The sequence below is a fragment of the Geoglobus ahangari genome, from assembly GCF_001006045.1.
GTDB classification, from domain to species: domain Archaea; phylum Halobacteriota; class Archaeoglobi; order Archaeoglobales; family Archaeoglobaceae; genus Geoglobus; species Geoglobus ahangari.
This window is the reverse complement of the sequence record NZ_CP011267.1, coordinates 945356-958863: the sequence shown is the minus strand read 5'-3', so window position 1 is coordinate 958863 and position 13508 is coordinate 945356. Positions and strand designations below refer to the sequence as shown.

Sequence of the window (13508 nt, the reverse complement as noted above, 5' to 3'; positions counted from 1 at the left end):
GACCCTCCATTTGAATTAAACTCCGCTCTATACAACTATAAAACATTACCTATTTTTCGCAGCATTAATAATAAATTAAGAATCGTTTAACACTATCTGCATAATTTCTTCCGGTTTGGTAACACTACCTCCACTGACGGGCTCGATCGATGCCTCGAACCGCTTGAAGCTGTCGAAGTCTGTCAGGTAGGAGGTGTAGATGCTGTTGGGCATAAACGCTCCGCTGCTGGGGGCGACATCTGAGATCGCCACCTTCACGTTCACGCTCCTCCCGGCCCTCGTCACCCTCACAACATCGCCCTCTTTCAGCCCGTTGCTCTTGGCGAACTCCTCGGTGAAGTAGATGACCGCAGACTTCTCCACGTACTCGTCCGTGAACTTGCCCTTGTCCATCGCCTCAACCTGAAAGCTCGACCTCGCAACGACGACTTCGACGGTGATCTTCTTCAGAAACTTGGAAAACTGCAACGGCATTCACACCACCTCCAGAAGCTTCCTGAGGATCGTCTCGTCATTGACCTCGCTTTCAAACACAGGCTTCAGCTCCACCCTGACCCCGTCGCTTCTAACCATTGTACCACCAGCCTCAACGCCGGCTATCGCCGATGGAATCACGACCTTGGCCACCTCTCCCGTGAAGGTGACGCGCGGGTCGATGACGATGGTGTTGATCTTAGCGAGCTTCTTCGCATACTCAAACGGCAGCGAGTTCAGGGGGTCTGTGCCGATCACTATGGCAGTGTCTATCGACTCGCTCTCAAGGAGCCTGTAGAACGCATAGTCCTCGGAGGACTTCTGCTCCCTGAAGCTGTACTTGTTTATGCTCCCCGTCTTCTCGAACATTAGCTCGTTGAAGCCCCTCATGTTCGGGTGGCAGCCGGCCGGAATGAAGTACACGCTCGTCTTCTCGTTCATCTTCCTCACAAGCTCCTTGAACGGCTCGTAGTTTCCCTTCAGCCCGTACTTCAGCCCGAGCCCCCCGAATATTACGTTGAAGTCGGCCTTCTCCATCTCCTTCAGGACTCTCGGGATGTCGTTTGCGTAGATCTTCGGAGCCTTCCCCTCGAGCGCCTGACTGAAAGCTTCGATTATCTCAAGGTCGTCCTTGACCTCGAAGAACCTGGCGTTCTTCTTGGCGAGCTTCGCTGTGTGGGTCTTCCTGACGTCTATCACCACCAGGAACCTGTCCTCCTCGTATCCGCGCTGCCTCTTCCCCCCCCTCGGGTAGTAGGTGTAGCGGGACATGTGCCTCGAGAGGCTGTGGTAGGGATCAACGCCCCAGTAGACGATCACGTAGGCGTTGTTCTTCACCTCCTCAAGGGTCGTGCTGGGCAGCTCACCCCTGAGAACCATCTCCACGAAGTCTCCGAGGCAGAACGTCGAGTTGTCGTCAATGTAAGCTCCCTTCTTCTCAGCGAGCTCTATGGCGAGCTTCTGGGCCTCGAGGGTTGTCGTGTCGAGGCCGTAGATCGCGAGGTTCTCCGACTCCTTTATCAGCTCCTGAGCCCTCTCGATTGCCGAGTCAAAGTCCACCTCCCTGCCATCGACCTTGGGCTTGGCCCTCGAGGACTGGTGGTTCAGGAATATCCCGGCCCCCCTCCTGCATGCATGCAGTACGTGGGTTATCCTGTCCCCCTCAACCTTAACCTCTATGTCGTCACAAAGACACGAACATCCAGCACAGGTCACCGGCATGATCATCCCTCCAGAAAGCTTATAGCATCGCTTGGACAGTTCTCCCTGCAGGCGACGCAGAGAACCCTGTTCTTCCCGTACCTTCTGCACTTCTGCATGTTAATTACCTTCAGCACTCCATTCTCAAGCCTGTAAATCGGATCCTCAATTTTCGGCCCGTAGCCGCTCCCAGAACCATAGGGATCCTCCGCAGCGTGCACCGGACAGACGACGATGCAGTTCGCACAGCCGGAGCACTTCGACTCGTCCACTATCAGCCCCGTTTCGGTTGCCTCCTTCAGGGGCTCGAGGAGCTTGAGCAGCTCCTCCTTCTGCTTCTCGTACTTCGCCTCCTCAAAAAGCGGCGTGCACTCCTCGATCTGCCTCTCCCTGTTGACGACCTTGAAGGCAAAGGCCATGCACGTCTGCTCTCCGCACTTCTTGCAGTTGGTTTTCGGCAATAGCTTGTAAATCTCCATTGGCGTGATTGGCATTGTTAAAGATTGAACTAATTTATAGTTTAAGATTTCGCAATTGTGAGTTCGAGTCCAAAAGCTGTTTTTCCGGGAAAAGATTTTAATGGTTGAAACGCCATAAAATACCCCATGAAACCGCTCGTCAATTTTGAAGAGCTCACGCCAGCCATCAGATTTGCCGAAGATTTGAAGCCCGTGCTCTACCAGCCTGACCAGCTAAGGGAGAACTTTCCGGCCTACTACATGTACAGGGACTGCTCGCTCAGCGAGGAAGATGCAAGGAGAATCGCCGAGCTCGGACTGAGGTACGACTACACCGTCATACCTCCCGCGAGAATTGGAGAGGAGTTCATCAAGACATACGGTCACTATCACCCCATCCACAGGGAGATCAGCTACCCCGAGCTCTATCAGGTGATAGAGGGCAGGGCGGTCTTCCTCCTTCAGAAGAGGGGCGAGAGGGAGGATGAGCTTCTGGACTTCATAGCCGTCGAGGTCAAGGAGGGGGAGATGCTGCTCGTCCCCCCGGACTACGGCCACGTGATGGTGAACCCAAGCGATGAAAGGCTCGTGACGTCCAACTGGGTGTGCAGGAGCTTCCAGTCACTGTACGAGCCATACGCAAGGCTGAGGGGTGCTGGATACTACCTCACGGCAGGTGGATGGGTTGAGAACAGGAACTACAGGAAGCTGCCGGAGGTTAGAGAGGGGGGGAGCGCGGCCAGCGAGCTGTTCGATGTCGATGGGGAGATGTACCACCTGCTCGAAAAACCCGAACTCCTCGGGGTGCTAACAAACCCGGAAAAGCATAGGGAGGTGTTTGAGAAAGCCTTAGACGTCGATTAAACCCCTGACGGGAGCTATGGGCGGTAGCTCCCTCTTGTGCCTGCTTTTTTCCACCATTGAGATTACCTTCTCCACCTCTTCAGCGCTAACTCCCAGCCTCTCAACCATCTCCTCCTTCTCCATGCCGGCCTCGATGCCCTTCAGTATGGCGTCCAGCTTCTGGTAGCTGATTCCCATCTCGTCCTCGTCGGTCTGTCCCTTCCAGAGCCTCGCCGAGGGCTTCTTCGAGATTATCCTCTCCGGCACTCCGAGGTACTTGGCGAGCTCGAAGACCTCGGTCTTGTAGAGGTCGCCTATGGGCAGGAAGTCCACGCCCCCATCCCCGTACTTTGTGAAGTAGCCCACCTTGAGCTCGCTCTTGTTCCCTGTCCCTGCCACAAGCCTGTTGAGCCTGTTGGCGTAGTAGTAGTTGATTATCATCCTGACCCTCGGCTTCACGTTGGCGAACGCGAGGGAATCGCTTTCACCGAATGTTCTGGAGAAGCTCTCCAGAAGGGGGTTTATCTCCACGTACCTGTACTCGATGCCGAGAGTCTCGCAGACGAGCTTTGCATCCTCAACATCCTCCTCGGTCGTCACCCCGATCTCTGGCATGATTGTCGCGAAAACCCTGTCGCTGCCGAGGGCTCTCACGCTGAGGAAAGCTACGGTGGCGCTGTCAACACCTCCGCTCACACCAACAACCACACCGTCCGCGTTCGCAAGCTCGACCTTCTTCCTTATGAAGTCGCAAATCCTGTCGGCAACCCTCTCCCACATCATGATATCAGCCTCAGCAGCACGGCTTTCTGGGCGTGGAGCCTGTTCTCTGCCTGATCGAACACCACGGAGTGGCTGCCGTCTATGACGTCGTCCGTTATCTCCTCGCCCCTGTGCGCTGGAAGGCAGTGCATGACTATCACATCGTCCTTCGCACCCTCAACCAGCCTCGCGTTAACCTGAAACGGCCTGAAGGCCTTGAGCCTCTCCTCCCTTTCGGCCTCCTGACCCATGGACGTCCAGACGTCCGTGTATATCACGTCCGCCCCGCTCACGGCAGCCAGAGGGTCGTTCGTCAGCTCAACCCTAGCACCCCTTTCCAGCGCCCACTTCAGTATACTCTCACTCGGTTCAAAACCTTTTGGTGTCGCCACCAACATCTCAAACCCGAGGATTGCCGAGGCGAGAATCATCGAGTTGCAGACGTTGTTGCCATCCCCAACCCACGCGAGCTTTATGTCGAATCCTCCCTTTTTCTCCTTTATCGTCAGCAGGTCTGCAAGGGTCTGGCATGGGTGCTCCAGATTGCTGAGGCCGTTTATAACCGGAACGTCGCTGTGCCTGGCAAGCTCGGCAACAGTTTCATGGCTCCTGACCCTCGCCATTATTGCAGAAACGTATCTGGAAAGGACTCTGGCCGTGTCCGCTATTGTCTCCCCCCTCCCGAGCGGGAGGTCGTTCCAGCCGAGGTAAAGAGCGTGCCCCCCCATCTCGGTCATTGCCACCTCGAAGCTGACCCTCGTCCTCGTGGATGGAAGCTCGAAGACCATGGCGAGGCTCCTGTTCTTGAGGTAGTCCCTGAACACCCCCCTGCTCCTCTCATCCTTCAGCCTCTCGGCCAGCTCAATGATATCGAGAATCTCGTCCCTCGTGAGGTCAGATATCGAGATCAGGTGCTTTACCATGCCCAGTAACATGATAAAAAATTTAATAAAGTTTGCTTTTCCTCAGCGGTTCTCCCAGTCCTCAATCCATGCCGAGATGTTCTCGAGCGCGTAAACGAGCCTGTAGGATGGCCTCGAGATTATGTCGGAGTCGATCATGTACACGCTCCCGTTTTTGACCGCGCTCAGATCTGGGAACTCGCTCGTTATCCACTTGTAGAGCATGTCGCCCTCCCCACCCATTCCGGTTCCGCTGTTGACTATGATTATGTCCGGGTTCCTCGCGACCAGATCCTCGTAGCTGACTATTCCCCAGCCATCGATGTCGTCGAACGCGTTTACGCCTCCCGCAATCTCGATGAGGTTGTCGGTAAACGTGGAATTGCCGCTGACGTATATGGGGTCGTTCCACAGGATGTGTGCCACCGTCGGTCGCTCCTCATACCCCTCAGCTTTTTTCTTCACCTCGCCGATCTTCTCCTCCATCCACTCCACGAGCTTTGTAGCGTTCTGCTCCTCACCAACGGCCCTGCCTATCATCAGTATGTCCTTCATAACATCATCCAGATCCTTGGGATTCGTGGCAATCACGGGTATGCCGTAGCTCCTGAGAACCTCGATGACCTCCTCCCCGTTTCCAAAGCTTGCCACAACTAAGTCCGGATCGAGGGAGATGACCTTCTCCACGTCAACGGTCGAGAACCCTCCGACGCTCGTGAGCTTGCCCTGATTCTTCAGCTCAACAACCTCCGGAGGGTAGTTGCAGTAGTCGGTGACGCCAACAACCCTGTCCCCGGCACCTATCGCGAACAGGATCTCCGTGTTGCTCGGAGCCAGCGAGACTATCCTCTCAGGGGTTCCGTTTATGACCACCTCATGCCCGAAGTCGTCGGTCACCACCACCCTCTCCACGGCTGGCGTGGGCGTTGGTGTGGGTGTTGCGGTCGGGGTTTTTTCTGGAGTTGGGGTGAGCGTGGGCGTTGGCGCTGCTGCCTGCTCCTTCTCTGTAGCACATCCCGAGAGCGCGATCGCTGCAAGAAGAACCAGCATGATGATCAGCTTCTTCATCGCAACCACCCACCAACATCAGCACGGCACGGCTATATTAAGTTATTCATTTTATCTTATAACAAATCAAAAGAACTTTAAGTTGCGGAAGAGAGGGATGGCCATGAAGGACTGCAGGGAGTGCAAGAACTACTCGTGGTGCGTTGAGTGGGGATGCCTGAAGGAGGGAGGGTGCGAGTACTTCGAGCACGTCTACGAGCAGTACGTCTGATCACTGCACCTTGGGAACAACCACCACACTTCCATTGTACCTCACGACCTCCACGTCTATTCCGTAGACCTCCATGATGTTCTCCGGAGTTATAACCTCCCTAACACCACCCTGCACCACAATCCTCCCGTTTTTGACCATCACGACTCTATCCGCGAACATGGCAGCTAAGTTAACATCATGCATCGCAACAAGCGCCCCCTTACCGGAGTCCACGAGCTTCCTCACCACCCTCATGACCTCAACCTGACTCCTTATGTCCAGATGGGACGTGGGCTCGTCGAGGAGGAGGTAGTCGGTCTCCTGACAGAATATCCTTGCAAGAAGCACCTTCTGCTTCTCCCCGCCGCTCAGCTCGGAGAAGTTTCTCTGGGCGTAGCCCTCCATCCCAACCATCCTGAGGGCATGGATGGCCTTCTCGTAGTCTTTGCTTGAAGGAGAGAACTGGACGTGGGGAATCCTGCCGAAAAGGACAACATCTATGACCCTGAGGCTTGCGGACTCGCTCTCCTGAGGAAGGTATCCGAGGTGCCTCGCAACCTCCTTCCTGTCCATCGAGTGCACGGCCCTTCCGTCAACGTATATTGCGCCCCTGACAGGCCTGAGTATTCCGTAAATCGCCTTCATCAGCGTGCTCTTCCCGCTCCCGTTGGGGCCGAGCAGAACCACGAGCTCCCTCTTTCTGAGCGATAGAGCCACGCTCTCGAGCACCCTCCTGCTGCCGAGCACAACCCCGACATCCCTGACCTCAAGCGCCAAAGCCCGTCCCCCTCCTGAGCAGGTATATGAAGAACGGTGCTCCGAGCATCGAGGTTATTATCCCCACCGGCAGCTCACCCGGAACAGCTACTCTCGCCACGAGATCCACGAGAGGCATGAACCCCATGGCGAAGAGGACTGAGAACGGTATCAGAACCCTGTTGTCGAAGCCGAGAAGCATCCTCATGGTGTGGGGGATTATCAGACCCACGAAGCCTATGACTCCGCTGACGGAGACTGCAGAGGCTGTCAGAAGTGCGGAGATTGCAACTATCACCGCCCGGAACTTCGAGACATCAATTCCAACGCTCTCCGCATGCTCCTCTCCGAGGAGCAGGGCGTTGAGCCTCCATGCGAAGACGTAGAGCAGGGCTATGCCCAGAAATGCCGTGAAGAGCATGAGCCCCACCTTGACCCAGTTGGCCGTCCAGAAGCCACCCATTATCCAGAATATGACCTTGTGCATGCTCTCTCCAGCCATGTAGATGAGCAGAGAGGTCAGCCCGGTCAGGAACGTGGCGACCGCAATTCCGGCAAGCAGGAGAGAGCTCGTCGTGCTCCCACCAATCCTGTAAACCACGTAGACCGTCAGGATCGAGCTGGCGAACGCGAAAAGCATCAGGCTGAGTGACGAGGAGGCGAGACCCAGCACTATTGCGATGCTCGCCCCGGCACTTGCACCGCTCGAGACGCCTATGATGTAGGGGTCTGCGAGAGGATTCCTGAAGAGGGACTGCATCGCACATCCAGCTGATGAGAGTGAGGCACCGACGAGTGCTGCAAGGATCGTTCTCCTGAGCCTGTAGTCGAGAATCTTGCTCTGTATGTCGTGAAACGAGAGCAGAAACCCGGAAGATCCATAGCCGATGCTCAGGAGAAAAGAGAGGGCCAGCAGGATCACCAGTACCAGCAGCACCTTCGCCATCCTTCCCTGCGAGGTATGAACCATTTGATGTTCAGTAAAGTTCCCTGAATTTTTAAGGTTTCGGAAGAAATGGACACGCTTTTATAATGTTAAATAATTGATTTATCTGATGTTACCGCCGGTCGAGTACATAGCCAGAATAAAGCCGTTCAGCCTCCTCACAGACGAGGAGGTGGAGGAGCTCGTCAGCAAGATGCACGTCTCCCTCTACAAGACGGGGAAGACGGTGTTCAAGAGGAACAAGGTTCTCGACAGGATCTATCTGGTCAGGGACGGGGAGATAGGCCTGTTCGACGGAGACGATCTGGTCGAGGTGGTGGGGAAGAATGAGTTCACAGGGCTGATCTCCGCGATCAAAAAGGAGAAGACAGAGTTCGAGGCGAGGGCCATCACAGACACAATATGCTTCGAGTTCAAGGCAAAGGACGTTCAGGACTTCATGGAGAGGAACGAGGAGTTTGCGGAGTTTGTCAACAAGCTGCTCACAATGAGGTTCAGCGAGCTGTTCAGGGGTGAGGAGGACGAGCTCATAAACGTGTTCTCCAAGAAGGTTTCAGAGATTCTCAGCAAGAGGCCAGTCACATGCTCCCCGGACTCCACCATGGAGGAGGTCGTCAGGCTGATGTCTGACGAGAACGTCGGAAGTGTTGTTGTAACCAATCCAAGAGGAAACCCGATCGGGATAATAACCCACACAGACGTTGTCAGATCCCTCGCTAGGGGGCTTGACCTCTCCACGAAGGCGGAGAGTATCATGAGCCACCCGGTCAAGGCCGTTGACGTCTCCGCATCCCTGCTGGATGCGTACATAAAGTTCATTGAAAATGCCGTGAACCACCTCGCGGTTGCAGAAGACGGGAAACTGGTGGGCGTTGTCACGATCAAGGACCTCATAAGGAAGTTCGAGCCCCAGACGTCCCTCCTGAACTACCCCAAGCTCGTCAAGAAGGCCGAAAACCCGGAGAGAGTTAGAGAGCTGCTGCAGGAGGTCGTGAGCTCAATGAAGAACATGGCGCGCTCGGGGCTGAGCTACGAGGTGATATCCTCCATATACGTCCCCATTCTCGACCAGATCCTCAGGAAGCTCGTTGAGGGCGCAGATCTCGATGCAACGGTCGCGATCATAGGAAGCTTTGGAAGGAGAGAGGTGAGGGTGCCGATAAGGTACGACCTCGCTGTCATCGAGGGTGATGCCTCCGGGCTCGCTTACGACTTCGTATCGATCAGGAGGTACACTGACCTCGCGGAAAGCGTTGAGGGTCTCACCGCCCTTGCGGACTCAAGGTACATACACGGAGACGGGGCGAGGTATGTGAGCTTCAGGGAGGAACTCGAGGAGAGACTTGAGAGGCTAAAGGGGGATGTCGCAAAGCTGCTGAAGAGCCTGCTCTCGCAGCGCATCACAATCGAGAACTGCGACGAGGTTGTGTGCAGGGCGGCGAGGCTCTACGCCATCCTGCAGGGCGACTTCACGTCCAAGAGCACCGTGGAGAGGATAGGTGAGATGGATCTGAGCGAGGATGTTATCGAGAGCGCGGTTGAGGCGTACTCGGCCGTGAGGATGATAAGGCTGAGGAGGGAGCTGTTCGAGAAAAGCGATAAAGTGGATGAAGTCATCCTCAAGAAGTCGGTGGGCATATTCAGGCAGTTTCAGGAAGAGCTGTCGAGAAGGATGAAATCATGGTAGAGGGGCTCAGGGACGTTGAGTTCTGCGTCATAGACCTCGAAACCACGGGGCTGAACACCAAGAAGGACGAAATCATATCCTTTGCCTCGATTCCGGTAAGGGACATGACAATACACCTCGACGAGGCGTTCTACACCCTGATAAGGCCCGAGAAGTTCAGAGTGGACTCGATAAAGTACCACGGGATTACCGAGAGCGACCTGCGTGACGCACCCACATTCGCGGAGGTGGCGGACAGGATAGAGGAGGTGATCGATGATAGAGTCATAGTCGGCTATGCCGTGTGGGTGGACGTGGAGTTCCTCAAGAACGCGTTCAAGAAGAAGCTGAAGAAGAAGCTCAGGGTGGAGAGGTACGTGGATGTGGCAGAGGTCGAGGCGTGGCTGATAAAGAAGAGGGGCTCGGCTGTGACCTTCAGGCTCGATTTCGAGAGCCTGATGAAAATTTACCGCGTGGAGGGCTTTCAGAGGCACACGGCCCTTGGTGATGCGTTCTCAACAGCCTACGTGTTCCTCAAGCAGCTTTCGCAGCTTGAAGACTATAGCGTGAACGTCATCGACCTCGTGAGGATCGGGAGGAGGATGCTGTTCTGAGTCATATGAAGTTCCTCTCCACGTACCCCTGAAACCTCTTGACGGTCTTCAGCGCGTCCCTTATCAGCGTCCTCTCCATCGGGTTGACCTCGGAAGACTGGAACTCCTTCCTGTTCTGGGCCTGAAGCCATATTTTCCTCCTCATCAGGATGGTGTAGGCATGCTCCAGATCGTCTCCCATGTCCTCGGGAATGATTCTCTCCTCCACGAGAGTCCTTATCCTCTCGAGCGTGTTTGTCACGTGCATGATTCCGTTGGTTATCGCGAGCGCTCTGACCGGATACTCCACCGGTGCTATGGCGCCGGCCTTGTAGTTGAAGATCTCCTTCAGACTGCCGAAAATCGTCAGTGCTGGCTTGTATCTTAGCGACGCGATGATGACAAACCTGTTCTTCTCAAGCTTTGAGGCGAGGCACTCCTTCATCTCCTCGAGCAGGGATCTCTCCCCAAGGAGAAACCGCGAGTCGGAGATGAGCGAGAGGTTAACTATGTTCTTCTCCACGTTTGTTGACCACTCCCTGCAGGTCTCGCCCACCTGACTGACGTGGAAGTTGTACTTGTCAGACGTGTATCCGTGGTCGCATCCCGGGAACCCGAGGCTGTCGAGCGTTCTTTCAAGCCTTGAAAACCACGCGAGAACGTCATCGTCGCTGTAGACTGCGAGTGTGTCCCTGTCAGTCAGAAGGAACTGTTCGCTCCTCCCTCCACTTCCTGTGATGGCGTAGGCGTACCCATCTGCTGGCATGCCGATGAGCTTCGCTGCGGTTACAATCATCGCGTCAACAACGTGGGAGATCTCGGAGAAGAAGACGTATGGATCAACAATCTCCGGGTGATCCACGTAGCTCATAGCCTCTCTCTCAAGGTCGAGCTTGAAGCTGTCCATCGCGAGTGCTATGTCCTCGAGCCTCTTCGCCCCGTGAATTCTGGCCGTGTACTTTATGTACTTGGGCCCCAGCTCGAACGCCACATCCCTGAGGGTGATCACGCCTATGAGCTCCCCGTCCTCGAACACACCGAGGTGCTTTATCCCGTGCTGAACCATGAGGGAGAGGGCGTCGAAGATCGACGACTCTGAGCTCACGGCTATCAGCCTTGTTCCTGCAAACTCCCCAACGGGCTTCCCGAGGTCAATCTCCTCTCCAACAACCCTTCTCAGGTCGGATTCTGTGAAGAAAGCATAGGGGGCTCCGTTCCTCATTACAACGACGCTTGAGATCTTCTCCTCATCCATTATCTTCGCGGTCTCCCTTATGCTGAGAGAAGAGTCCACGGTCACGGGAGATCTCTTCACAAAGTCGCCAACTCGCTTGAAATTTGACATTGTTGTAAAATTCTGCAAGACAAAAATAAAAAAGTTTGGTCAAAAAATTTGGGGTTACTCTGGGATCTTCATCCTGTCCACGAACTCGATCGTCTCTGGCGGGTTGGCCTTCTCAGCTCCAGTCGCAAGGGAGACCACGACAGCGACGATCAGGTGCACGAGGAATCCAACGACTCCCCATGCGATCGTTCCGATCTTGCTGCCGGCTATGACGATCGGCGACATGCCCATGAGTCCGACTCCGGCGATGTACGGGAACGAGACCAGCAGTCCCGCGACCATTCCTGCCACAATTCCGTACCTGTTCAGCCCTTTCCAGAAGATACCGAGTATGATCGATGGTGTGAAGAGGCTCGATGCGAAGACGAACGCCCATCCGACGAGCAGTGCGACGTACTTGCTGAAGGTCGGATCCTGAATTGCCCTCGCTCCAGCAAGAGCCGAGATCACTGCGAGTATGACGAGCATCGCTCTTCCGATCCAGACCTCCCTCTCCTCAGAGACGTTGGGGTTTATGAACCTCTTGTAGATGTCCCTCGTTGCTCCGACGGTCATGACCATCATCAGACCGTTTGCTGTACTGAGAGCGGCTGCGAGACCTCCGACAGCAACGACGACAGCGACCCACCATGCCAGGCCCCACATGTCGGGCATTCCGATAACGACGATGTCCTTGTGGAACGCCAGCTCCTTGGGATCAAGGATGCCGTTGCCGTTGAGGTCGTTCACCTTCACGAGGCCGGTGGGCAGCCACTTCTGGATCCACCCTATCTGCTTGGCCTGCTCAATCGGCATGCCCCATGCCTGCGAGAACGCGTATCTTGCGAGGATAGCATACACAGGAGCGGTGAGGTAGAGCAGACCGATGAAGGTCAGTCCCCAGCCAACTCCGTATCTTGCCGTCCTAACGTCCTTGACGAGGTAGAACTGGGACAGCACGTGCGGAAGTCCGACAGTTCCGAGCATCAACGCTAAAGCACCTAAGAGCCAGTTGAGCAGGTTCGTACCTCCGGCAAACGCCGTCTTGAACGGCATCGTGAAGTGCGGAAGGCCGAACGCTGTCTCTCTCGCCTCAAGGCTCGCAAGGAGTCCACCATAGCCGATGTGTGGCCACGGCTTGAATATCCCCGCCTTGGCCGCTGCGAGCAGGAAGCCAATCCAGTAGGCCGTGATCAGCACCCAGTACTGGGTGACCTGAACCCAGACGACGCTTCTCCATCCGCCGGTTCCCGCGAACAGTATGACCAGCAGCGAACCGAGCATCGCTCCAACGACCGCGTGTATTCCAAGGAACCTTCCGATGATGACTCCTGTAGCGACGAGCTGTGCGACGAGGTACGTGAACGAAACGACGAAAAGCATCAGCACGGCTATGAGTCTCGCGACCGGCCAGTTTGCGGCTCTTGTCTCAATGAACTCTGGAACTGTGAACGTTCCCGACCTCCTGACGAACGGCGCTATGAGAACGGCTGCGATAACATAACCAAGAGTCCAACCGATGATATATGGCAGACCATCATATCCCAATATAGCAATAGCACCTGCCATCGAAACGAAAGACGCACCACTCATCCAGTTCGATGCAATCGAAGAACCTATTGGCAGCGCTCCTATATCTCTGCCGGCAACGTAGAACGCCTCAGTTGTCGCTGCCCTCATCACAAGGGCGACGACCACGTAGATTATGACCGATCCAAAGACAGCAACTGCCGAAGCTGCCCCGGTGTTGCCCGCTGCTGCCAGAGCGCCAACCACTATGAAGTATATCAGGAATATGGCCGGAATCGCTATTTTTGGCTCATCAAAAACTCCCATCCTCTACCACCTCACTTCCCGAGAATCTCCCTATCCCACTTGTCCATTATTATGGCGTAGATGAAGATCAGTGCAATTCCGAAAACCACTGCAACGAAGCCTGCCAAGAACCAGTGGAGTGGTATTCCTCCGAGTATTCTTATGTGCTGTGTGGTCGAAACCGGCACGTGCATCCAGAACGCTGGTATTGTCCATAGCAGCAGCATCACTATGGTCAGTCCCTTCATTTTGCTCCAGTACTCCTGGAACTTCTCTTCACTAACTCCGCTTCCCTCTACCATGTATCTCACCTGCCAAAACCTTCTCGATTGATAATCAAAAATCATGTATTATTTAAATATTTCGCAATCTGTCACCATTAATCATAAAAAAATTTAACGTTAATTAGAATTTGGTTTGTTGCGCAACTGTGCAACATGGAAACGGCAATTGACGAAAAACGCCATAAACTTGAAAAGAAAATTTGCCAACAAGAAAAGAAAAAATT

At 54.8% G+C, this 13508-nt stretch carries 14 protein-coding genes; 3 read left to right on the top strand and 11 right to left on the bottom strand.

Going from position 1 to position 13508, the window contains the following annotated elements:
- Window positions 1–75: 75 nt before the first annotated feature.
- The 3 genes from GAH_RS05630 to GAH_RS05620 are packed head-to-tail and all read right to left on the bottom strand — an operon-like array spanning window position 76 to window position 2168.
- Window positions 76–474, bottom strand: a complete 399-nt coding sequence (locus GAH_RS05630) for a hypothetical protein (RefSeq protein WP_048095233.1) — start codon at window positions 472–474, stop codon at window positions 76–78.
- A complete protein-coding gene (locus GAH_RS05625) occupies window positions 475–1695 on the bottom strand; it encodes a formylmethanofuran dehydrogenase subunit B (protein ID WP_048096777.1) in 1221 nt (406 codons plus the stop codon).
- Window positions 1696–1697: 2 nt separating this feature from the next.
- A complete protein-coding gene (locus tag GAH_RS05620; protein WP_048095231.1) occupies window positions 1698–2168 on the bottom strand; it encodes a (Fe-S)-binding protein in 471 nt (156 codons plus the stop codon).
- A gap of 111 nt (window positions 2169–2279) precedes the next feature.
- Here GAH_RS05620 and GAH_RS05615 point away from each other — a divergent pair, with 111 nt between their 5' ends.
- Window positions 2280–2996 (top strand): glucose-6-phosphate isomerase family protein, encoded by a 717-nt coding sequence (locus GAH_RS05615; protein WP_048095229.1) that lies wholly within the window; start codon window positions 2280–2282, stop codon window positions 2994–2996.
- Here GAH_RS05615 and GAH_RS05610 read toward each other — a convergent pair.
- The 5 genes from GAH_RS05610 to GAH_RS05590 form a co-directional block, all read right to left on the bottom strand.
- Window positions 2982–3758 carry an NAD+ synthase gene (locus GAH_RS05610; protein WP_048095228.1) on the bottom strand — a complete coding sequence of 259 codons (777 nt, stop codon included), beginning with the start codon at window positions 3756–3758 and terminating at the stop codon, window positions 2982–2984. The genes GAH_RS05615 and GAH_RS05610 overlap by 15 nt on opposite strands.
- Window positions 3755–4660, bottom strand: coding sequence for an ornithine carbamoyltransferase (argF, locus tag GAH_RS05605; protein ID WP_048095226.1), 906 nt, complete (start codon window positions 4658–4660; stop codon window positions 3755–3757). The genes GAH_RS05610 and argF overlap by 4 nt, the downstream gene beginning before the upstream one ends.
- Before the next feature lie 42 nt (window positions 4661–4702).
- The gene (locus tag GAH_RS05600; RefSeq protein ID WP_048096776.1) at window positions 4703–5707 is read right to left on the bottom strand and encodes an ABC transporter substrate-binding protein; all 1005 of its coding nucleotides are present in this window, start codon (window positions 5705–5707) and stop codon (window positions 4703–4705) included.
- Between the two features lie 211 nt (window positions 5708–5918).
- Window positions 5919–6677, bottom strand: coding sequence for an ABC transporter ATP-binding protein (locus tag GAH_RS05595; protein WP_048095224.1), 759 nt, complete (start codon window positions 6675–6677; stop codon window positions 5919–5921).
- Window positions 6667–7626, bottom strand: coding sequence for a FecCD family ABC transporter permease (locus GAH_RS05590; RefSeq protein WP_048095223.1), 960 nt, complete (start codon window positions 7624–7626; stop codon window positions 6667–6669). Before GAH_RS05590 ends, GAH_RS05595 begins: the two co-directional genes overlap by 11 nt.
- 85 nt (window positions 7627–7711) lie before the next feature.
- Here GAH_RS05590 and GAH_RS05585 point away from each other — a divergent pair, with 85 nt between their 5' ends.
- Window positions 7712–9289, top strand: coding sequence for a CBS domain-containing protein (locus tag GAH_RS05585; RefSeq protein WP_048095222.1), 1578 nt, complete (start codon window positions 7712–7714; stop codon window positions 9287–9289).
- On the top strand, window positions 9283–9882 hold the full coding sequence (locus GAH_RS05580) for a 3'-5' exonuclease (RefSeq protein WP_048095219.1): 600 nt from the start codon (window positions 9283–9285) through the stop codon (window positions 9880–9882). Before GAH_RS05585 ends, GAH_RS05580 begins: the two co-directional genes overlap by 7 nt.
- Window position 9883: 1 nt before the next feature.
- Here the strand turns inward: GAH_RS05580 and GAH_RS05575 are convergent, their stop codons facing one another.
- The 3 genes from GAH_RS05575 to GAH_RS05565 are packed head-to-tail and all read right to left on the bottom strand — an operon-like array spanning window position 9884 to window position 13302.
- Window positions 9884–11206, bottom strand: coding sequence for a CBS domain-containing protein (locus GAH_RS05575; RefSeq protein WP_048095217.1), 1323 nt, complete (start codon window positions 11204–11206; stop codon window positions 9884–9886).
- A 54-nt stretch (window positions 11207–11260) separates the two neighbouring features.
- Window positions 11261–13021, bottom strand: coding sequence for a VC_2705 family sodium/solute symporter (locus GAH_RS05570; protein WP_052747777.1), 1761 nt, complete (start codon window positions 13019–13021; stop codon window positions 11261–11263).
- An 11-nt stretch (window positions 13022–13032) separates the two neighbouring features.
- Window positions 13033–13302: a sodium/substrate symporter small subunit gene (locus GAH_RS05565; RefSeq protein ID WP_169745343.1), complete on the bottom strand. Its 270-nt coding sequence runs from the start codon at window positions 13300–13302 to the stop codon at window positions 13033–13035.
- Between the last annotated feature and the right edge of the window lie 206 nt (window positions 13303–13508).

Coding starts and splice junctions, on each gene's coding strand:
- GAH_RS05630 (WP_048095233.1), bottom strand. CDS start 474: ATGCCGTTGCAGTTTTCCAAGTTTCTGAAGAAGATCACCGTCGAAGTC.
- GAH_RS05625 (WP_048096777.1), bottom strand. CDS start 1,695: ATGCCGGTGACCTGTGCTGGATGTTCGTGTCTTTGTGACGACATAGAG.
- GAH_RS05620 (WP_048095231.1), bottom strand. CDS start 2,168: ATGCCAATCACGCCAATGGAGATTTACAAGCTATTGCCGAAAACCAAC.
- GAH_RS05615 (WP_048095229.1), top strand. CDS start 2,280: ATGAAACCGCTCGTCAATTTTGAAGAGCTCACGCCAGCCATCAGATTT.
- GAH_RS05610 (WP_048095228.1), bottom strand. CDS start 3,758: ATGATGTGGGAGAGGGTTGCCGACAGGATTTGCGACTTCATAAGGAAG.
- argF (WP_048095226.1), bottom strand. CDS start 4,660: ATGGTAAAGCACCTGATCTCGATATCTGACCTCACGAGGGACGAGATT.
- GAH_RS05600 (WP_048096776.1), bottom strand. CDS start 5,707: ATGAAGAAGCTGATCATCATGCTGGTTCTTCTTGCAGCGATCGCGCTC.
- GAH_RS05590 (WP_048095223.1), bottom strand. CDS start 7,626: ATGGTTCATACCTCGCAGGGAAGGATGGCGAAGGTGCTGCTGGTACTG.
- GAH_RS05585 (WP_048095222.1), top strand. CDS start 7,712: ATGTTACCGCCGGTCGAGTACATAGCCAGAATAAAGCCGTTCAGCCTC.
- GAH_RS05580 (WP_048095219.1), top strand. CDS start 9,283: ATGGTAGAGGGGCTCAGGGACGTTGAGTTCTGCGTCATAGACCTCGAA.
- GAH_RS05575 (WP_048095217.1), bottom strand. CDS start 11,206: ATGTCAAATTTCAAGCGAGTTGGCGACTTTGTGAAGAGATCTCCCGTG.
- GAH_RS05570 (WP_052747777.1), bottom strand. CDS start 13,021: ATGGGAGTTTTTGATGAGCCAAAAATAGCGATTCCGGCCATATTCCTG.
- GAH_RS05565 (WP_169745343.1), bottom strand. CDS start 13,302: ATGGTAGAGGGAAGCGGAGTTAGTGAAGAGAAGTTCCAGGAGTACTGG.